We start from the raw sequence: 20,596 nt of genomic DNA, 5'->3' as shown, positions 1-20,596 counted from the left end.
GAGATAGAAGCAACATTGTTGTGCAATACTCACAACACCAAGAGACGGCGGCAAAATTTGTATCCCGGCGGAAACGGGCGATACAGACCGGTTGCAGCGTGTGGGGTCACTCCGTCTCTATCGGCGCGTCCACGAGGTTTCCCCATTCGCTCCACGACCCGTCGTAGTTTCGCACGGTCTCGTAGCCGAGGAGTTCGGAGAGGACGAACCACGTCAGGGCGGAGCGCTCGCCGACGTGGCAGTAGACGATAACGTCGTCGTCGGTCGCCACCCCTTCCGCCTCGTAAATGGCCCGGAGTTCGTCGCGGCGCTTGAACCAACCGTCGTCGTCGAAGATGTTCGACCACGGAACGTGGACGGAATCGGGGATGTGACCGCCCACCATCGTCGCGGGCATCCCCTCGCCGTCCGGCGGTGCTCGGACGTCGCCGACGAACTCCTCGGAACTCCGCACGTCGAGCAGCGTCACGTCCCCCGCGAGCGCCCGTTCGACGTCGTTACGAGTCGCTCGGAGGTGGTCGAACGGACCGCTCGCGTCGTACTCGCGCTCCGTAACCGACGGAATCTCGGTCGTCGTAGGATAGCCCGCCTCGACCCAGTAGTCACGACCGCCGTCGAGGAGATAGAGGTCGTCGTGGCCGAAATATTTGAACAGCCAGTAGGCGTAGGCGGCGAACCAGTTCGACTCGCCGCCGTAGAGGACGACGGTGCTTTCGTCGGTGATGCCGTGCCGACCGAGCGACTCCTCGAACGTCCCTTTCTCCGGAACGCCGCGGCCGTTTTCCGCCGTCAGATGCGTCAACCAGCCGAATTTGATCGCACCGGGAATGTGACCGTCCTCGTAGGCGTCGCCCGTGTCAGCCTCTATCAGGCGAAGCGACGGGTCGTCGCTTCGAACCTCGTCCAAGCGTTCGGCGAGCCACTCCGCCGCGACGAGGACGTCCTTCGCGTAGCCACGCTGGTCCGGCCCGTCCAACGCCAGCCCGTAACAGGTCTGTCGGGCGTCGCGGAGCGCCGGTGACGATTCGAGCAACCCGGCGTCGTCGAGCTGTTTGATACCGTAGCGCGTCGTTCGGGCCGACAGCATCGTCTCCTCGATGAGAGCCTTTTGAGTCATTCGACCGTTCCGTTCGAGCGTCTTGTAGATGAACTTAGAACTGGGGGGGAGCCCATCGAGTTTCTCACGTATCGAGTCCGAATCAGACATCGCGGGTCACCTATCCGTCGTAGTGGTCCCAACGTAATGTGGTTGCCGGTTTGTTCCAGTCAATAAGGACAGTATCACACAATACTGCCGAGACCACTCCGAGCCTCACCGAGGGGTCAGTGGAAGATGCGGAAACGTTCGAAGAAGGGGCAAAAATGTGGATTACCCGTGTTCGACATCCGGTATCGGAGCGATAACCCGGCAACAAAACCGTCCTGACGAACCCTTATTATTGCATGGACAATACAATCCGATGCAATGGTTCAGGAAATCACGGTGGAGGAATTGCGAGATAAGATCGACGCGAACGGAGACGTTACCCTGTTTGATACGCGAAACCCTGAGGATTACGCGGACTGGCACATCGCCCAGGCCGAGAACGTCGAATATTCGGGCGCGAACGACGAACTGGTCGGCGACTTCGACGCCCACCGCGAGGAACTCGACGCCGACGACGAGATTATCACCATCTGTGCGACCGGCAGTTCGGCCGGACAGTTCGCCGAGTGGCTCGAAGCTGACGGGTTCGAGAACGTACTGACGGTCGAGGGCGGCATGGAATCCTGGAGCATGCTCTACGACGTCGTACCCATCGCAACGCGGAACGACGACGTGGAAATCCTCCAGTTACAGCGCCGTTCGAAGGGCTGTCTCGGCTACGTCGTCGGCGACAGGCGCACCGGCGAGGCCGCCGCCATCGACGTGACGCGCGCCACGGAGACGTTCAAGAACGCCGCCGCGGAGCGCGGGTTCGACATCACGCACGTCTTCGATACGCACATCCACGCCGACCACATCTCCGGCGGTCGCCGACTCGCCGACGAACTCGGCGTCCCGTACCACCTCGGTTCGCCCGCCGCGACGCGCGACCCCGAATACGACTTCGACGGCGTCGACCCGAACGACACGGTAAACGTCGGTGACGTCGATATCAAGTCGGTTCACACGCCCGGTCACACGACGGGCATGACCTCGTGGCTAATCGACGACGAGGCGCTGTTGACCGGCGACACCCTGTTCGTCGAGTCCATCGGCCGCACCGAACTCCAGTTCGCCGACGCCGACGCGCGCGACGGGGCACGCGTCCAGTACGCGACGCTCCAGAAGGTCATCCTGTCCCTTCCCGACCACGTGAAGATTCTCCCGGGCCACTTCTCGGTCACCGACGACGGCGAGTACGTGGACGTCACGCCCGGCATGCCGATGGTCACGACGGTCGGCTCCGTTCGGCAGACCAACGAAATCGTCCAGTTGGACGAGGAGGAATTCGTCGAGCACATGTTCGAGAACCTTCCATCGAAGCCGCCGAACTACGAGACGGTCATCGCCACGAACCAGGGTAGCTACCAACCGGAAAACGTCGATGAGGAGAACGAACTCGAACTGGGACCGAACCGCTGTGCGGCGACCGAAGACAGCGTGGTCGCCGACGACTAACGATTCGACATCGACGCTCCTCCCGACGACGTGAACGCCCGAGAACTCGTCGGAATCTCACTCACAGGTAGGTTATTCACGAGCTTCGTCTGTTCGGCGCTCGACGTCGCCGTCGTCGCGCCGTTCGGAACATGGTAACGGGCGCTCTCTGGCAGTAACTGCCCTCGACGTTTCCGCGGTTCGACACTCGTTTTGAAACCCCCGCCGAACGCGTCGAAGAACGCCCGGAGCGAACCGCATGGCGGGCGAGTGATTCGGTTCCCCGACATATAGCACTCCAAAAACTTACTGTCCAGTCAATCCATCGGAACCGGGTGGAAAGACGTCCCAAACACCCCCATTCGTCCGAATCACCGCGTTTCAAGCGTTATTTCCCGTCCACAGTTAGTCGGCACCTGCCACGTCGGAACGTTTATCCGCGTTGCTAACTGAGTAGTTAGTAAGAAATGATTCGGAGCCACAGCACACATCATCACATCGAGGAGGGACCCCGATAATGGGCATCCTCGATACGGACCGTCGAATTCTCGCGCTCGCGTTCGCGCGGATGGCCGACTCCATCGGGAATTCGTTCCTCATCGTCGTCCTCCCGCTCTACATCGCCAGCGGCGTGGTCAGCGGGGGAACGTTCGGCCTCAGCACCGCCCTCGTCACGGGACTCATCCTATCCGCGTTCGGGTTCTTCATGAGCGGCGTCCAGCCAATCGCGGGGAACCTGTCCGACAAGACCGGGAAGCGGAAAGCCTTCGTGGTCGCCGGACTGCTCATCCTCGCGGTTTCGAACTTCACGTACTCGCTCGCCGGGAGTTACGGCGCGATGTTGCTCATCCGCATCGGACAGGGAATCGGCGTCGCCGTCACCGTTCCGGCGACCATCGCGCTCGTGAACGACCTCTCCACGGACGACACGCGCGGCGGTTCGATGGGCGTGTTCAACACCTTCCGTATGCTCGGATTCGGTATCGGCCCCGTGGCGGCGGGCACCGTCATCTACGGCGGTCCGTACGCCGTCCTCGGCTACGCGGTCACGGGCTTCGAGGCGGCGTTCTACATCGCCACGCTCGGTGCGCTCGTCGGCGCAATCCTCGTCTTCGCACTGGTGAGCGACCCCGACATCGACATCGACGCGGAGAACACTGCAGACGCGGGCGGCGAACACAGCGTCGCCGTCTTCGAGCGAGACGGCAACGGCGTGCTCGACTCCGTGTTCACGCTCGGCATCGCGTCGCTCTTCATGGCCATCGGCATCGCCATCCTTGCGCCCCTAGAGAGCATCATCAACCAGCATCTCGGCCAGAGCGCGACGCTCTTCGGCATCGAGTTCGCGGCGTTCACGCTCGGTCAAGTCGTCACGCAGACGCCCGTCGGCACCGCGAGCGACAGGTACGGCCGGAAGCCGTTCATCCTCGCGGGCCTCGTCCTCCTCGTGCCAGCGACGCTCGCACAGGGACTCGTTGCGACGCCGGTCGGGATGGTCGCCGCTCGGTTCGTGCAGGGAATCGCCGGAGCGATGGTGTTCGCACCGGCCTTCGCGCTCGCCGGTGACATCGCACGGAACTCGAACGCCGGGACGACGCTCTCCGTGCTGACGATGGCGTTCGGTCTCGGCACCGCCATCGGCCCGCTCGCGGGCGGGTGGCTCGTCGGCTTCGGCTACGTCGTCCCGTTCGCGTTCGCCGCCGCGCTCGCGACGTTCGGTCTCGTTCTCGTCTACACGCAGGTCGAGGAGACGCACGCTGGCGAGAGTCTCGGCGAGGACCTCACGCGGGTCCTCCTCGGGCGCGACACCCAACCCGTGGACTAGCTCGACGCCGGAGCGCGGTTTTACACGGTTACTCGAAAAATCGAAAAATACGGTTAGGCGGCGGGCCGTCCGGCGGTGCTGTCGTCGGTTATCGTCTCACCGAGGTCCTCATCGTCGGAGGCGTCGAGTTCGGTGTACGCCGTCGCGAGCACGGCGGTTGCGAAGACCGTCGCGATAGCGCTGGCGGCTTGCGCGAACACCAAGGCGACGAAATCGCCGACGAAACTGCCGCTCGCGAGGTCGCCGAAACCGAAGACGAGGTTGAGGATCAGCGTGATGAACGCCACCGCCACGCCCAGCATGAAGAGGTTGAGGCGGTAGCCCCGCGTCAGTCCCCAGCTGCTTCGAAACGCCTCGACGAAGTTCTGGTCTTCGACGGCCACGTAGACCGTCCAGAACACCAGGGTCACGAGCAGGAAGATGCCCGGAACGACCAGCGCGACGAGACCCAGTGCCACGATGATTGCGAAGACTATCGTCCCGACGAAGAGGTTGACCGCGGCCCAGACCATGTTCCGGGTGAAGAACTCTCGCGGGAGACGCTCGGTTTCGTCGCTCACGAACACGCGAATGGCCGCGATGCTCACGACGAGCAACGCGATGCCCAGTATCAGGGAGACGATACCGGCACCGAGCGGCGGAACTATCACCAACGGATTCGCCTGCACACCGGCGGCCCCACCCTGTCGGGCGACCCACCGGTCAACACCGAGCCCTAACACGCCGTTAAAGACGGAGATGACGAAGAGTATCCCCATGAGCATGAGGCCGTTTCGCTCGATACTTCGACTGTAGCCTCGCTTGAGGATGGTTGTGATGTTGATCGGCATGGTCAACAGAATATATGTCACGAGAGATGATATACTCGACGAGTAGTTCTCAGCGGGCGGGAAAAACGGGGAGAGAGTAGGGTCAGTTCGAGCGACGAACGAACAGGCCGAGGACGAATCCGAGCACGAGTGCGAGCGCCACGTTCCGGGATTCCGAAAAGCGGACGAACCGCGTCTCGTCCGGCGTGACTTCGAGGACGCCGACCGGGGACGCACCCACGCCGCCACCCAGTCCACTTCCCTCGTCGCCTCCGCCGCCGCCGAACCCGTAGCCGACGGTCGCAACCGGGACGACGGTCCGGTCGCCGGTCGAAATCGGGTCGCCGTACACCGTTTCGACCGTCGCGGTGCGCCGGAGTCGTTCTATCAGCGAGTCGAAGTCGTCGAAGCCGTTCATAGCCCTCCGAGACGACGAGCAGCGACAAATGAGTTTGGGGAGGCCGACACGATTCGACGGGGGTACTTCGGCACCACCGCGAACCGCAACCGAGAATTCGGTCGGAAAATACACGAGACCGCTCGTGACCGTGGTTCCGAGGTCAGTCGGGAGACGAGTCGGGCGGCGTCGAGTCGGTGACGAGGGCGTTGACGCGGGCCGCGGTTCGCGTCGCGACGAGTTCGAGCGCACGCCTCGTCTCGCCGCCGTCCTCGCGGAGTGCCATCGGCTCGGCGCTCGTGGGGCGTTCGCGTTCCGCCTCCGTCCGGGGCAGTTGCAACCGGCCGAGGAGCGGAACCGAGACGCCGGGCGGGTCGGGTGGGTCCTCGCCGCGTTCGAGTTCGCCGACGGCGGGGTCGAGCGGAATGTGCCCAAGAACGGGCACCTCGAACGCCTCGGCCAATCGGTCGCCGCCGCCCGCGTCGAAGAGGTCGTGGACGGAACCGCAATCGGGACAGCGGAATCCGGCCATGTTTTCGACGATACCGAGAATGGGAACGTCGTACCGTGCGAACCCTTCGAGTCCACGCCGGGCGTCGTCGACGGCGACCGCTTGCGGCGTCGTCACGACGACCGCACCGGTCACGGGCAGGTGCTGGACGAGCGAGAGCTGTACGTCCCCGGTACCGGGCGGGAGGTCGACGACGAGGTAGTCAAGGGGACCCCACTCCACGTCGCCGAACAGTTGCGTTAGAAACCCGTCCACGACCGGGCCGCGCCAGATGACCGGGTCGTCCTCGCCGACGATGAACCCCATGCTCATCACCGAGACGCCGTGCGCTTCGCGGGGAACCATTCGGTCGTCGAGGGTTGCGGTCGGCGTCCGTTCGCCGACGCCGAGCAGTTGGGGTGCGTTCGGCCCGTAGACGTCGGCATCCAGCACTCCGACCGACGCGCCCGCATCGGCGAGCGCGACGGCCACGTTGGTGGCGACGGTGCTTTTGCCGACGCCGCCCTTCCCGGAGGCGACGGCGATGACGTGTTTCACGTCGGGGAGCAACTCGACGCGGACGCCGGGGTCGGGTACCCGTGGCTCGAAGCGGCACGTGACCGCATCGATGCCGTCGATAGCGCCGACCGCCTCCCGAACGTCGCGCTCGACGACCGTTCGGACGTCTCTCGCGGGAAGCGGCAGCGTCACCGGGACGATTGCCGTCCGGCCATCGACGCGAACGCGTCCGAACCCGTCGAGTTCGTCCAGAGCGTAGAACAGACCGTCTCGACCGATGTGAGCGTCCGCCAGCGCGCGTTCCACGCAGGCGGCGAGTGACTCGTCGTCGGATGGTGTCGTGCCCATCCGCGTTACTCCTCGTCGGCCGTCGTCGACAGGGACTCGGGGTCCCAGCGGCCGGGGCGTCCGATGGGACCGTCCACGAACCACCCCGCGTCAGCTCCGGAGTCGGTCGGGGGTGCGATGGGCCGTTTGAGCCACTTCGGGCGACGAAGCCCGTCGGGTCCCGGGGCCGGTTTCGTCTCGGCGAGCCACTCGCGGTAGATTTCGAACGACCGCTCCGTATCGACGTAGATGTCGCCGTAGTAGTCGTCCGCCTCGGCCGGTCGGATGGTCACCTTCTGGTGCCAACAGTGCATTCCCGAGACGGGGTCGGGATGCGGGGCGTGCGTGAGGTTCTGTGCGACGCCGCCGTCCGTCCACCAGACGCGCTCGCTGTCGCTGTCGTCGCTCTCGAACGGATGGATGCCCTCGACCTGTCGCATCCCCCACCGGCCCGCCTCGGTGTTCAGGTCGACGGTCACCTTCCCGTACGGGTCCCCGCCCTCCTGGACGTCCGACTCGTCGTTGTCCGGGCGGTCGATTTTCCACTGTCCCATGTGGTGGCTCATCGCGGCGATTCCCGGTTTGATGGACTCCGTGACCCAGACTTCGTTGACGTAGTAGCCGATTTCGGTTTCGACGCGACAGAGGTCGCCCGTTTCGAGGCCGAGTCGGTCGGCGTCCTTCGTGTGAAGCCACACCGGGTTGTTGTGCGAAATCTCCTCCAACCACTTCGAGTTGGACGACCGGGAGTGAATCGCCGTCGGGAGGCGGAACGTCGGTACCAGCACCATCTCGCCGTTCTCGTAATCGACGTTCTCGGGGTGGACGTGCGATTTCAGGTAGTGCGGAACGGTGTATTCGAGGTCGTCCCAGCCCCACTCGGCCATCGTCCGCGAGTAGAACTGCTGTTTCCCCGTGGGCGTCGGGAACCCGCGTTTGGGTTCGCCGTCGACCATCACGCCGAGGACGTCCGAGTCGTCGGACGCGGACGCGCTCGACGGTTTCTCGCCGCGGCGAATCGTCCCGTACTCGTCGACGGTCACGTCGTCAGCGTCGAGGATGGATTCGTCGAGCGATTCCCGATGCAGTTCGTAGTCGTTCTCGGACGCCTCGAACGCCCCGTGGTGTTTCATGTATTCGAGGGGCGTCATGTCCTTTTCCGCGGCGAGTTCCACGAGGTTGTCCTCGTGTTCGAAGATATACCGGTAATATTCGTCCACGGTCATCTTCGCCGGGGCGTCGCCGTCGCCGTCGCGGTACGGCGACTCGAAGTGCTCGCGGATGCCGAGGGTGCCGTCCTCGTCGAGACGCCACGACAGTTCGATCCAAAATTCGTCTTCCTCCCAGACCTCACCGGGGTTGGCCTCGTAGGTGAACTCGACGTCCTCACCTTCCCGTTCGGCGTACTCGCGGAGGACGGGCTGTCGGTACGTGACCCACGTCCCGGCGTGCGTCTCTTGGCTCTGGATGTCGTGTCGTTCGGGCGAATGACCCATCGGGAGCACGTAGTCGGCGAAGTAGGCCGTCTCGTTCCACGTCGGCGTCAGTGCGACGTGCATGCCGACCTTCTCCTCGTCCGTCAGCGCCTCTATCCACGAGAAGCCGTCCGGGTACGTGTAGACGGGGTTGAACACGCGCGTGAAGTACACCGAGAGCTTCCCGCGACCCTCCTTGAGGAAGTACGGGAGCAATTGGCTCAGCTCGTAGTGGGCGAACGGATACTCGGGCGGAAGTTGTAACTCGTCCCAGAGCCGCTGACGGGGTGGTTCGTTCGGCAGGTGCGGGTCGAACTTGTGCCACGCGTTGGGCGCCGTACCGCCCTTGGTTCCGACGCTTCCCGTCAACACCGAGAGGAAATGGAGGGTACGTGAAACCTGCCAACCCCCGTCGTTGCCCGAGGCGGCCGAGCGCCAGATGTGGCTGGCAAAGCGGTCCCCGGCGGTGCCGATCTTCCGAGCGACCGTCTCGATTGTGTCGGCGTCGACGCCGCTTTCGGCCGCCGCGAACGCGGGCGTGAACTCGGCGTACACCTCCCGAATCGTCTCGATGTAGGACTCGAAGCTCCGCTCGCGGTCCGGGAACTCCTCGTCGAGGAACTGCTCCCAGTTCACCCAGTTGCGGACGAACTCGGCGTCGTACAGGTCCTCGTCGAGGATGACGTTCGCCATCGCCAGGAGGACGGCCGCCTCGCTGCCGGGCTGGGTCGGAAGCCAGAAGTCGGCCATCGCGGCCGTGTTCGACAGCCGCGGGTCCACGACGGCCAACTGGCCGCCGTCCTGCATGCCTTCCATGATTCGCTGGGCGTGCGGGTTGAAGTAGTGGCCCGATTCGAGGTGCGCCGACAGGAGGAGGATGAACTCCGCGTTTGCGAAGTCGGGACTCGGACGGTCGTACTTGTGCCAGAGGCCGTACCCGGCGCGTGCACCGGCGCTACAGATGTTCGTGTGGGAGTTGTGGCCGTCGACACCCCACGCTTGGATGACCCGGTCCATGTACTCCTCGTGGCCGGGGCGACCGACGTGGTAGGTGATTTCGTTGCCGCGGTCGGCCACGATGGCGTCGCGCATCTCCCCGGCGATGTCGTCGAGGGCCTCGTCCCACGAGACGCGAGTCCATTGGCCGCTCCCCCGGGGACCGTCGCGTTTGAGCGGGTGCTCGATGCGTTGGGGGTCGTTGATCTGGTTGACGGTCGCGGGCCCCTTCGCGCAGTTTCTGCCGCGGGAGCCGGGGTGTTCCGGGTTCCCTTCGATCTTCCTGATGGAACCCGTCTCCTTGTCGATGTAGGTGAGAAGCCCGCACCCGGCTTCGCAGTTGAAGCAGGCGGTCGGGACGACCGAGTACTCGGTCGGTTCGCCGGTCGAATCGTACTCCACCCACTCGTGCCACGTTTCGGGGTCGGGATAGCTCGATAGTTCGCCCGGTGCGGCGATTCGATTGACGGCACCACTGGTTCCCTGTCGTTGCTTCGACGTGCCCGTCGAGCGGTCGGACAACAGCCCGAGGCTCTCGGCGAGTTTCTCGATTCGACTGAGTTCGTATTGGTGTCCCATGGTTATGCGAGCGAGATGGTTTGCGGAGCGGTTATCCAGCAGTACTCGAAGGCGAACAACCCGGCGAGGGCGAGCACGCCGCCGACCGCGACGACCGCGGGACTAGCGCTCGCCGCGAGGGCGACGAGCGGCAGCGCGATACCCACGAGGATGCCGCCGATCCAGAACGCCCGGCTGAATCGACCGCGAGTGATGCGCGCGGCGGCCTCCTCGGCGTCCTCGGTCTGGTGCGGCGTGAATATCTCCGAGGCGATTATCAGCAGATGGACGACGAGGCCAGCGGCGAGCGTGAGCCGAGAGAGGCCGACGAACGCGTCGAACCCGGCGATACCGGCCAGCCCCAACAGCCCCGTTACGCTGGCACCGGCGACCACCGCTTGGGTGAACATGTGGAGCGGCATCGTCGGACTCTGCCAGAGGTCGCGCCCCTTCGACTGGCTGAACAGGAACGCGGTGTAGACCGCCGTGGCGGCCGCCAGTACCGCCCCGACGCCGAGCGTGACCGGGTTGGTCACGAGGGTCTCGACGCCGAGCAGCCAGCTCCCCGCGACGAGCGTCAGGAAACCGCCGGTGGCGGTCAGGATGTATCCGCCCTTCACGAGCCACGAGTTCCAGTTCGGGCGCAACAGGACCCAGTGGAACCGGGTCGGCTGTTCGAGGTCGAGGACGAGCAACAGCGTGGTGAGGCCGAGGAAAACGAGGCTCACGAGCGACGCGACGCCGATGGTGGTCGCGTTCGGTTCGACGAGCCCCGCGAGCGTGAACAGCGCCGGGAGCATGAACACGCCCGCGGCGATGGATTTGGTCCACGTGTACGAGTAGACCTCCCATCCCCACGAGGTGTAGTGGCTCTCGCCGATATCGTAGACGCGTCGTGCCTCTTCGTGGAGGAGTTCGTACGCGCGCTCGGTCCGACTGCTCTCCCGTTCGTCCGACCCACCACTCCGGGGTCCGTCCGCCCTCTCCGCGGCCGATGTCGCCGCCGTTCCTCCGTCCGAGGCAACGCGGTCGTCGCACCGGCACTCACCGCCGCACCTACCGCCGCAGGCACACCCACCGTCGGACCGCGCCTCGTCGCTCCGTCCGAGGTCGACGTCCGAGTCGGCGAGCGATTCGGCGGCGCGACGGATGTCGAACTCCTCCCGCGCTGCCCCGCGCGTCTCCACGCGGTTCGGGGCGTCCGACCACATGTAGTGGTCCTCGCGGGCGGTAGTTCCCGGCGTCGTGCTTCCTTCATCTCCGTTGACGTAGAACAGCGTCGGGTCCGTCCCTTTCTCCGGTTTGCGCGCCTGTACCTCCTGTTTGGAGATCGTCTCGGCGATCTCCGTGTCGGGATTCTCCACGTCGCCCGCGATGATGGCGTCTTCCGGGCAGACGGTGACGCAGGCCGGCTCGCGCCCCGTATCGACGCGGTGCGAGCAGTAGTTGCACTTCGCCGCGGTCGAGGTCTCCGGGTCGATGTAGAGCGCGTCGTACGGACACCCTTGCATGCAGGCCTTACAGCCGATACATCGCTCGGGGTCGAAATCCACGATTCCGTCCTCGCGCTCCCAGAGAGCGGTGACCGGGCAGACGTCCGTACAGGGCGAATCGTCGCAGTGGTTACACCGCATCACGGAGAAGTTCCGGTTCGTGTTCGGAAACTCCCCTTTCTCGATATACTTTACCCATGTTTTGTTAACGCCGATGGGGTCGTCGTGTTCTGTCTTACACGCGACGGTGCACGCGTGGCAACCGATACATCGCCTGTTGTCGATGACGAAGCCGAAATTGGTGATTGTCACCACCTCTCCTGAACAATGTTACCATTAAACGTGACATAGACACTTATACTTTTCTCGCTATTCACAATATTCCGCAATATCATTAGTGCGGTCGCCGGGAAGCGGATTCGAAGGGTATCCGAATGCGGAAATCAGTCGGCAGGTAGCACGTCACTGCCGGGTATCGACGGTCCGTCCGCTTCCGCGCATCGAGAAGAGACCGACGGGCGAAAACTCGAACGAACTCTCGTCGAACGACCGGTATGTGAAGATGGGTATTGCACGGAGGGAGCATACGTCACCGAGACGCGACGAGAACCAAGAGACGGCGCCACGGGAACACCCGACGCCGACGATGACCGTCGTTCAGACGCTCGGTCGTACACCGCGAACGAGACCGCGGGCGGTGAGGACCGCGAACGCGAGTGCGAGGAGCAGGCTCACCGCGAGGTGGACCGGGAACGTGAACAGCGCGTCCGCACCGGGGGCGTTGACGTATCGGAGTCCGGCGATGGCGAGGAACGCGACGCCGAAGGTCGCGTACGCGACGAGCGCCGCCAGGGAGATCCCGGAGAATCGCCCCGCCGTAACCGCAACGCCAGCGCCGACCGACACGCCGACGACGAGACCGACGACGAGGCCGAGCATGCCGACGCCGGGGCTTTCGCCGTACACGGCACTCAGTAGCTCGATAGTGGCGGCACCGGCGAGCAAGACGGTCGTGACGGCGCTCGCAACTGCGAAAAGGATGGCACGTGCGTTCATAGATATTTATAGGCGAGAGGAGAATATAACCGTAGACAGTTGCTCTTACTGGGTGAGAACTGACTCGGCCGGTCCGAGAAAGTCGTTCGAGGTCGAAGACGAACGAATCGAAGAACGGGGGAGCGGGCGGGACGGTATTCAGCGGATTTCGATGTCCGTCCAGTCGAGATATATCTCGAAGTCCTGATAGTCGCCGGTGACGACGCGGCCGAGGGTGGCTTGATAGGGCGTGATGTACCGGTTACCGTCCTCGTCACGTTCGGGCAACGGGATAGCCGCATTGTGTTCATCGACGGAAACGATGACGTGCGATTCGACGGGAGACGTTCCGTAGAAGAGATAATACTCGTAGCTATGGCTCGGCGCGGGGAGTTCCGCGGTCCACTCCTGCTCGACATCCGCGGCCAACGCCTCGGTTCTCTCCAAGCGGAGGTTGACGTCGTGTTCGTACACCCAACACGCGCGCATCGATTCGTCGTCCGAGCGAACGGGATGCATCGTGAACGGGTGTTTCTCCCAGTTTTCGATTTCCGATTTGCCGACCGCGTCTCGGATTTTTGATTTCGAAACCATGATACTATTCTAAAAGAATGTTTGATATATAAATTTTCAGCCGAGATGTCCATTGCCCGCAACGTGAATACCGACATCGAGACGCGAGCGGAGCGTCGTAACCACCCGCAAAGGAATAACCGTGCTAGAACGGACGACATTTATCCGATAGTTGATTTCAGAAATGAGTGGATTCAGCACGGGCACTAGAGAAGAATAACGGCATTATATTCAAACTGAAATTAAGAATTTACAAAGTTTAAAATGAAAGTCCAGAAGAAGATACGTGCGGGATAATATCAGTAGAGAGTACAGTAAGCCGTTGTTCGTAGATATTTCCTCATACGCCCATGTTATAATCATACATTATTAGATGGAATATAATACAGTTCGCACAGACATGATTTATAATTTGTAGATTGACGGGCCAAACTGCAATAATTTCTCTAACAGAATCAAAAAATAAGTGTTATATTTTCAATAGGGAAAGTTTTAATATATTATGTATTAATGTGTTAATTGCATGTCCGTTGCAATCAACAGCACGGCGGCACAGATCGATAAAGAAAGCTACGACGCGGAATTCGACGCCGCAACGTCGGAAACCGAATTCGACGAGGACGACCTTCTCGGACCGGCCGAGATGTGCTGGTTCTCGTGTGGTCTCAGCTGCGGCCTCACCGGATAAAATAACGAAATCACAGATGCCCTTGCATCTGTTGTCCGAACGCTCCAGTCGAATGCGACAAGGGTCGAAGGTGCGAATCGTTTTGATCAGTCACGAGAAGATAGCAGTTTGATATGAAACACACCCAAACATGTTCGGACAAGAGGTTTTAATAAACATATACTATTTGCACCGGTATATGTCAACCCAAATTTGTAATATGCCTTTCGAGGCGTATGAAAATTGGAGCGGCGTCGGTTCGACGGCGGTCAGTCGGCCTCATCGACTCGGCAGTCGGCGTGCCGTTTACGGGCTGGGTTGTACCACCCACCTGACGCGGTTCGAACCCGTCACGGACGACGCGAATCGAAACGACGAGACACGCCGACGGATTCGACAACAAACCACACCACGGACGTTTTCGAGGATACGATGGACACGACATTCACGAAACAGGAACGGCGCGAGATTGCTGGACGGGCACGAACCGTCCACGAACGAGTTGAAGGACCCCCGAACGAGCCGGGAGCGGAACCGCCGATAGAGCCGGAACAGATTCTTCACGAGTGGAAGGACAAGTTCCCGGACGAAGCGGCGTTTTACGAGCGTCTCAGGCGCGACGGACTAACGGAAGAAACCGTCCGCGAACAGCTCGCCGCGACCCGCTGGCCCGCCGACCATCCCCTTCCCGACTGGATACACACGGTCGAAGAGATGGTTCGACACGTCGAAGCGACGCCGACCGCCGACCGACATGCAATCGGCGTTACGGTTCCCGAGGAGACGCCGTTCGTGGAGCTGTTGGCCAGCATCGCGGAGTACGCCCGTCAGCGACTACCGACGGGTACCGTCACTATCGACGCTATGTCGCCGATGGTCGAGGGGTTCGTCTCACAGCTCTCGAAAACGTGTGTTCGACCTCTGTACGTCGAATTCAAGAGCTTCGTCGAGTATCACGACCCGGAGTTGGCGAAAGCCGACCCCGGCGACGTTGCGAACCCGGACACGACGTACTACGACCAGTTCATCGACGCCATGTTCGAACACGGCTTCAAAAATCTCTTTGTGGAGTATCCGGTGCTCGGACGGCAGGTCGTCGTGTTCGTCGAAAACTGGATCGACGCGATTACTGAGGTTTGTGAACGGTTGGAACGAGACGAGATGACCCTCCGTGAACGGTTCGGCGTCGAGGGGAACATCACGGCACTCTCCCCGCTCGCCGACGACGTTCACGGCGGGGGTCGTATTCCGGTCCGCGTCTCGTTCGAGACGGGTGACGTGATTTACAAGCCGCGACCGGTCGATGGGGGCGTCGCGTTTTACACGATTCTGGAACGGCTCGACGAGTACCTCTCGCTTCCGTCCTTCGAGACGCCGACGTACGTCCCCCGCGAGGAGTACGGGTGGATGGAGTACGTCGAGTATCGGGACGTACCCAACGAAACCGCCGCCACTCGATACTACGAGCGTGCTGGTGCGATGTTGTGTGTCGCGTACGCGCTCAACTTCACCGACTGCCAGTTGGAGAACCTCATCGTCGACGGAGAGAACCCGATGATAGTAGACGGAGAAACGCTCTTTCACCCGCACATGGACGCGGACGCGAAACAAGTCCCGGAGGAGATATTCGACGTGATGGACGGCTCGGTCCTGCTGACCGCGCTGCTTCCGTGGTCCGCGGGAGACCCGCGCGAACCGGACAAGCAAGGGTTGGCGGCGTCGGTGGCCGGGTTCGGGAGGAAAAGCGGTCAGACGCAACTCGCAAATCGGTCGCTCCCGTCCGTCGAGGCCGTCAACACCGACGTGATGTCGGTCAAAGAAGAGGAGATGACGGTCGGTTTGAGCACGAACACGCCGAGTATAGGCGGAGAAGACCAATCGCCGGACGACTACATCGACGCGCTCGTTCGTGGGTTCGAAGAGACTCACGAAACGATTCGTCGGCTCCATGTGGACGGGAAGTTCCTGTCCACCATCGCAACGTACGACCTCATCGACGGCATCGAAAACCGTCTCGTGTACCGGGCGACCATGCAGTACCGGTCGATTCGGCGCTCGACCACCGCGCGAAACCCGCTCCGGGACGGTGCACGCTTCACGGTCGAGTTCGAAGACCTCGCGGTTCCGTTCTTCGACGGCCGGATCAAAACGGATCGACACTGGGAGTTGTACGAAGCAGAGCGGCGCGACCTTCGACGGCAGGACATCCCGCGGTTCACGTCCCGACCCGACCAACGGCGGCTGTTCCACCACGGGGAACCGCTGGACGTGGTGGCGGACGAGTCGGGGTACAACCACGCGAAACGGCGCCTCGACGCGATGGATGAGGACGATTTGGCGGAACAGGTCTGGTTGCTCAGACAGATATACGATACCGCGGAACCGGACGAATCGACGCCCGAACCGACGGAGATAACCGAAGACCGACTGCAGCGCGACGCGGAGGAATTGTTCGACGACGTGATGGACGCGGCCATCGACACACCGGACGGCCACGGGTGGATTTCGGTGTGTCCGACCAATACCATGGTCAACCTGGCTCCGGCGAGTTATTCGTTGTTCTGGGGGCGAGGCGGTATCGCGCTCTCCGCAGCGGCCCTCTACGACGCGACCGGCGAGCAGCGGTACCGACGGGTGGTTTCGGAAACGCTCGACCCGCTGCTCGAAGACCTCTCCAGCGGGGACTTTTCCGCGTCGCTCGGCGGAACGAAGGGGGTCGGGTCCGTCGTGTACACCCTGTCGGTCATCGCCGAACTGCTGGACGACGACGCCTACCGAGCGGGTGCGTTGGCGGCGACGCAAAAAGTGACCGCGGAAAAGCTCGCGCGTGACGACGTGTTCGACGTCATGGAAGGGTCCGCCGGGACGCTGCTCGGACTGCTCGCCTACTACGAGCGGTACGGCGAGTCGAGCGTCCTCGACCGCGCAATCGAGTGTGGGGAACGACTGCTCGAAGCGCGCGTCACGGTCAACGGGTGTCGGGTGTGGAACACGGGCGACAGGGAGACGCCGATAACCGGCTTCTCGCACGGGTCGAGCGGAATCGCGTACGCGTTGGCTCGGCTCGCCGCCGCGACGGACGATGCGCGATACGCCGAGGCCGCGCGGGAGGCGCTCGATTTCGAATCGAGTTTGTACGCGCCCGACCGGGACAACTGGGCGAGTTCGTCGGCGGTCGAGAACTATCGGGACAGGTGGTGTCACGGGCGGGCCGGAATCGCGCTCGCTCGCATCGGTATCAGCGAACAGCTAAACGACTCGTCGTTGCTTCCAACGGTGAACGATGCGCTGTCCGCGACGGCGACGGAGCGGCCGTCGCATCTCGACAACGTTTGTTGTGGAAACCTCGGCCGCGTCGAGACGATACTCGTCGGCGCGCGTCGCGCCGACGGCGACCTCGATGCGGCGGAAACGTTGCTGGGTCGCTGTCTCACTCGCCGGGACCGTGGCGGCGTGCTGTCGCTCCCCGGCCATTCGGAGGCGTTCGTCAATCCGACGTTCTTCGACGGGATTTCGGGAGCGATTTACACGCTCCTTCGACTCCGTGACCCCGATTCGCTCCCCAGTGTCCTGCTGCTGGAGTGAGCCCACGAGATCATATTCGTGGAAATCAGTTGTGTACCGTTCGTATCGGTACAAAACACGCCAGCGAAGAGGTCACTCATCGAGTATGACCGCTGTTTTAATAATTTAACTAGAGCAATAAGTTTAATATGATTGCACTAATATAATTGTATTGCATGTCAGTTGTGATAGAAAATAAGAGTTCGATTCAGTTCGACAAGAAAAAATACGATGCGGAGTTCGACGTTCCGATGGAAACGCCGGATATCGATGACGACGAGTTCGTCGCAAAAGCCGACGATTCGTGGTGCTTGATCACGTGCGGTGTGTTCACGTGCACCATCACCGGCTAACGTCGCCGCATCAAACGACGGACCCCATTTTTAGTCGAGCGATGGTACTACTCTCACCGAGGATTCTCAAAAGGACCACACAAACGGACGACAATGAGAATAATAGAAAATACAAGCGGTGTTGGTCGGATATACCGTTAAATAGCATCCGTAAATTCGGAGTATTGGTATAGTTCTATAGATATTGGATTCAATTTCAGTCCGGTAGTAAATTTTAATATATATCATGATATACGTATTGTATGTCAATCGTAATTGACAGTCCGGTGGCGGCACAGCTTAACAAAGACGTCTACGACTCCGAGTTCAAGACGGATGCGCTGGTTCCTGAATACGAGGACGAAGAGGACCTTGGCCCGGCGAAGCTGTGTCTTCTCACGTGCACCGTCAGCTGTGCAGTTACGGTCAGCGTCTAAGCGACGACGAGTGCTCGAACTGACCGACACATCACACAATTTTACGCGACGGCGTGCCATATCCAACTGAGTCACAGCAAGATTATTTTTCTCGATATCAATATAAGAATATAGTACAGTAATAAAAGATTGAATATAATACTAATATTTAATACTGTATAATTTAAAGTGTACAACGCATGTCAGTTGCAATTGATAACACGGTGACGGCACAGCTCAACAAGAACGCGTACGACTCCCAATTCGACGTGGAGATGACAGCCGACCTCGACGACGACACGCTCGGTCCGGCGAAAATGTGCATCATCACCTGCCTCATCACGGGTATCTAAGACGTCGGTACCGAGGAGGGAACTCCTCTCGATTCGAACGAATTTTATGAATCCCCATTTCCATCCCCCAGCACCGCATACCGAAGCGCCCGCAGTAACAGGAACCACCATCCGCCGTCCGGGTCACCGTCCCGAAACGGGAAGTCGTCAGTAGTGCCCCATCACGCCTCTCGTGCGCGCTGTAATGCCCGCTCGGTAGAAGCAGTAGTAGCCGACCACGAGGTAGAAGACGCTGGTTGCGACGAACAACGCGAGTTCGGAGGTGGGAAACTCCCAGAGTCGAATGCCGTTTTGCATCGCCATCCGCGTGAGATAACTGCCGTGTGCCACCGGCAGGAGCTTCAGCCACTCGATATCGCCGGTCGGCGCGGCGATGAGACCGATGAATCCGAACTGGACGATTTGGAACACGTTTTCGATGCGCTTATACACGAGGGCGAGTCCCGCGAACAGGAACCCGATTCCGATGACGGACATGAGGGTCAACAGCACCAACGGGACGACCGTCAGCGGGTCGATGGTCAGCCAGCGCCCTGTCGTGAGCATCATAAACACCAGCAGAACACCCGCCCAGAGGACGCTCATGCAGACGTTGACGACCGTCTTGACGGCCATCACCGTTCCAAGCCCGTGTGGGGACATGAACAACCGCTCCAGCGTCCCCCACTGGGCTTCGCGCGTCACGTTCCACGCCAGTCCCGAGTAGGCGATGATCGACAGGGTGAACAGGAAGAATCCGACGATGATCCCGTCCAACGAGTCCGTCAGGGCGGCACCGGAAACCGCCTGCCCGCCGAAGAAGACCACCGCGAAGAGGATTATCAGCGTGAGCAGTCGAGCCACGGTGTTGACGGGATAGCGAACGAGGAGGATGAGGTGTTTGGACACCATGACCTTCGCGAGCGCGAGCAGCGAGGCGTCGTCCCGCGTCTCCGTTCCGGTATCAACGGTCGCCATCGGCGCTCACCTCCGTCGTGGCCGCGGTAGGCGGACCGTCCGAATCGCCGGGAACCGGCCGAGTACCCGTTGGGGCGGACGAATCGTCGGTCGGCCCGTCGCCGGTTTCGGTGAGTCGGAGGAACACCTCCTCCAAGTCCGGGTCCACGGATTCGACATCCCGTAACTCCGCTCCCGCGTCCCGGATGGTGTCCATCACGGCGTACATCTCGTCGCCGTCGGTCGCGGTGAACGTGACGGTCACGCGGTCACCGTCGTCGGAGCAGTCGGCTCCGACCGCCCGTTCGAATCGACGGAGAACGTCGTCGGCGACCGGCGATTCGAGCGTGACCTGATAGTCGCGGGTTCGGAACAGTTCGAGCAGGGAATCGACGGTATCGTGCTCGACGACAGAGCCGTCGTTGAGTATCAGAACGCTGTCGCAGACGGTCTCGATGACGTCCATGTCGTGACTGCAGAGGACGATGGTGACGTCCTCGCGGTCGGCGAGACGGTCGAGTTCCGAACGGAGTTCGAGGGAAGATTCGATGTCGAGCCCCAACGTCGGTTCGTCCATGAACACCACATCGACGTCGCGTGCCAGCGTCGATGCGAGCGAGACTTTCTGTTTCATGCCGCGAGAGAGGTCGTTCACCGGCGTATCGGCGTACTCCGAGAGACCGAACTGTTCCAAGAGGGACTCGTGTCGCTCCCGAAGATCGTCGGGGTCATCGCCGCCCAATCCCGCGAAAAACGAGAGGTTTTCCTGGACGGTGAGCCGCCAGTACACGTTTCGAGCGCCTTCCAAAATCGCACCGACGTTCCGATACGCTCGCCGTGGTCGTTCGTGGACGTCGATACCGGCGATTTCGACGGTTCCGGAATCCGGGATTACCAGCCCGAGGATGGACTTTATCGTCGTCGTCTTTCCGGCCCCGTTCGGTCCGAGCATCCCGACGACGGTTCCCGTTTCGATGTCGAAGGAAACGCCGTCAACGGCCGTTACAGCGTCGTCGCCGTCGCCGAACGACTTCCGTAATCCGTCGACCCGAATCGCCGGGGTTCCGCCCGAACTCGTGTCAGTAACCATAGTTTTCTATTTGAATTTTACTTCTTCATATACTTTAATTGTTGTGATTATTTTTAAATCGATTACGTCCACATAATCCAGAGATAGGTCGAATCTGGTGTCGAGCTTCGAATCGCCG

The 20,596-nt window shown here is 61.4% G+C and carries 17 protein-coding genes; 7 read left to right on the top strand and 10 right to left on the bottom strand.

Going from position 1 to position 20,596, the window contains the following annotated elements:
- Positions 1–106 precede the first annotated feature (106 nt).
- Entirely contained in the window at positions 107–1,207 is a 1,101-nt protein-coding gene (locus B208_RS0118375; RefSeq protein ID WP_018129045.1) for a rhodanese-like domain-containing protein, read from the bottom strand.
- Between the two features lie 258 nt (positions 1,208–1,465).
- Between B208_RS0118375 and B208_RS0118370 the strand changes: the two genes are divergently transcribed.
- Together B208_RS0118370 and B208_RS0118360 are read left to right on the top strand one after the other, a co-directional pair.
- Positions 1,466–2,644 (top strand): MBL fold metallo-hydrolase, encoded by a 1,179-nt coding sequence (locus B208_RS0118370; RefSeq protein ID WP_007983035.1) that lies wholly within the window; start codon positions 1,466–1,468, stop codon positions 2,642–2,644.
- Positions 2,645–3,140: 496 nt separating this feature from the next.
- Positions 3,141–4,448, top strand: a complete 1,308-nt coding sequence (locus B208_RS0118360; RefSeq protein WP_007983033.1) for an MFS transporter — start codon at positions 3,141–3,143, stop codon at positions 4,446–4,448.
- Between the two features lie 53 nt (positions 4,449–4,501).
- On the opposite strand, the gene B208_RS0118355 is transcribed toward B208_RS0118360, so the two are convergent.
- The 7 genes from B208_RS0118355 to B208_RS0118325 form a co-directional block, all read right to left on the bottom strand.
- Positions 4,502–5,278 carry a hypothetical protein gene (locus B208_RS0118355; protein ID WP_007983032.1) on the bottom strand — a complete coding sequence of 259 codons (777 nt, stop codon included), beginning with the start codon at positions 5,276–5,278 and terminating at the stop codon, positions 4,502–4,504.
- 82 nt (positions 5,279–5,360) lie between these two features.
- Positions 5,361–5,675: a spore germination protein GerW family protein gene (locus tag B208_RS0118350; protein ID WP_007983031.1), complete on the bottom strand. Its 315-nt coding sequence runs from the start codon at positions 5,673–5,675 to the stop codon at positions 5,361–5,363.
- Between the two features lie 142 nt (positions 5,676–5,817).
- A complete protein-coding gene (locus tag B208_RS0118345; protein WP_007983030.1) occupies positions 5,818–7,011 on the bottom strand; it encodes an Mrp/NBP35 family ATP-binding protein in 1,194 nt (397 codons plus the stop codon).
- 5 nt (positions 7,012–7,016) lie between these two features.
- Positions 7,017–10,040 carry a molybdopterin-dependent oxidoreductase gene (locus tag B208_RS0118340; RefSeq protein ID WP_007983029.1) on the bottom strand — a complete coding sequence of 1,008 codons (3,024 nt, stop codon included), beginning with the start codon at positions 10,038–10,040 and terminating at the stop codon, positions 7,017–7,019.
- 2 nt (positions 10,041–10,042) lie between these two features.
- Positions 10,043–11,824 carry a 4Fe-4S dicluster domain-containing protein gene (locus tag B208_RS0118335; RefSeq protein ID WP_232423863.1) on the bottom strand — a complete coding sequence of 594 codons (1,782 nt, stop codon included), beginning with the start codon at positions 11,822–11,824 and terminating at the stop codon, positions 10,043–10,045.
- 345 nt (positions 11,825–12,169) lie between these two features.
- Positions 12,170–12,568 carry a hypothetical protein gene (locus B208_RS0118330; RefSeq protein ID WP_007983026.1) on the bottom strand — a complete coding sequence of 133 codons (399 nt, stop codon included), beginning with the start codon at positions 12,566–12,568 and terminating at the stop codon, positions 12,170–12,172.
- A gap of 138 nt (positions 12,569–12,706) precedes the next feature.
- Positions 12,707–13,141, bottom strand: coding sequence for a hypothetical protein (locus B208_RS0118325; protein ID WP_007983025.1), 435 nt, complete (start codon positions 13,139–13,141; stop codon positions 12,707–12,709).
- 502 nt (positions 13,142–13,643) lie between these two features.
- On the opposite strand from B208_RS0118325, the gene B208_RS24500 reads away from it, so the two are divergent.
- The 5 genes from B208_RS24500 (at position 13,644) to B208_RS23970 (ending at position 18,452) form a co-directional block, all read left to right on the top strand.
- A complete protein-coding gene (locus B208_RS24500; protein WP_007983024.1) occupies positions 13,644–13,808 on the top strand; it encodes a hypothetical protein in 165 nt (54 codons plus the stop codon).
- Between the two features lie 411 nt (positions 13,809–14,219).
- Positions 14,220–17,372 (top strand): type 2 lanthipeptide synthetase LanM family protein, encoded by a 3,153-nt coding sequence (locus tag B208_RS0118315; protein WP_007983023.1) that lies wholly within the window; start codon positions 14,220–14,222, stop codon positions 17,370–17,372.
- A gap of 155 nt (positions 17,373–17,527) precedes the next feature.
- Positions 17,528–17,704, top strand: a complete 177-nt coding sequence (locus B208_RS23975) for a hypothetical protein (RefSeq protein ID WP_154652470.1) — start codon at positions 17,528–17,530, stop codon at positions 17,702–17,704.
- A 242-nt stretch (positions 17,705–17,946) separates the two neighbouring features.
- Entirely contained in the window at positions 17,947–18,120 is a 174-nt protein-coding gene (locus B208_RS24495) for a hypothetical protein (RefSeq protein WP_007983020.1), read from the top strand.
- Positions 18,121–18,299: 179 nt separating this feature from the next.
- Positions 18,300–18,452, top strand: a complete 153-nt coding sequence (locus B208_RS23970) for a hypothetical protein (RefSeq protein ID WP_154652469.1) — start codon at positions 18,300–18,302, stop codon at positions 18,450–18,452.
- A gap of 147 nt (positions 18,453–18,599) precedes the next feature.
- Here B208_RS23970 and B208_RS0118295 read toward each other — a convergent pair whose 3' ends face one another.
- Positions 18,600–19,409 carry an ABC transporter permease gene (locus B208_RS0118295; protein ID WP_007983018.1) on the bottom strand — a complete coding sequence of 270 codons (810 nt, stop codon included), beginning with the start codon at positions 19,407–19,409 and terminating at the stop codon, positions 18,600–18,602.
- Positions 19,396–20,478, bottom strand: a complete 1,083-nt coding sequence (locus B208_RS0118290) for an ABC transporter ATP-binding protein (RefSeq protein ID WP_007983017.1) — start codon at positions 20,476–20,478, stop codon at positions 19,396–19,398. Before B208_RS0118290 ends, B208_RS0118295 begins: the two co-directional genes overlap by 14 nt.
- Positions 20,479–20,596: the final 118 nt, after the last annotated feature.

It is taken from the genome of Haladaptatus paucihalophilus DX253 (assembly GCF_000376445.1).
Taxonomy (GTDB): Archaea; Halobacteriota; Halobacteria; order Halobacteriales; family Haladaptataceae; genus Haladaptatus; species Haladaptatus paucihalophilus.
This window is presented reverse-complemented; position numbering and strand designations above follow the sequence as displayed.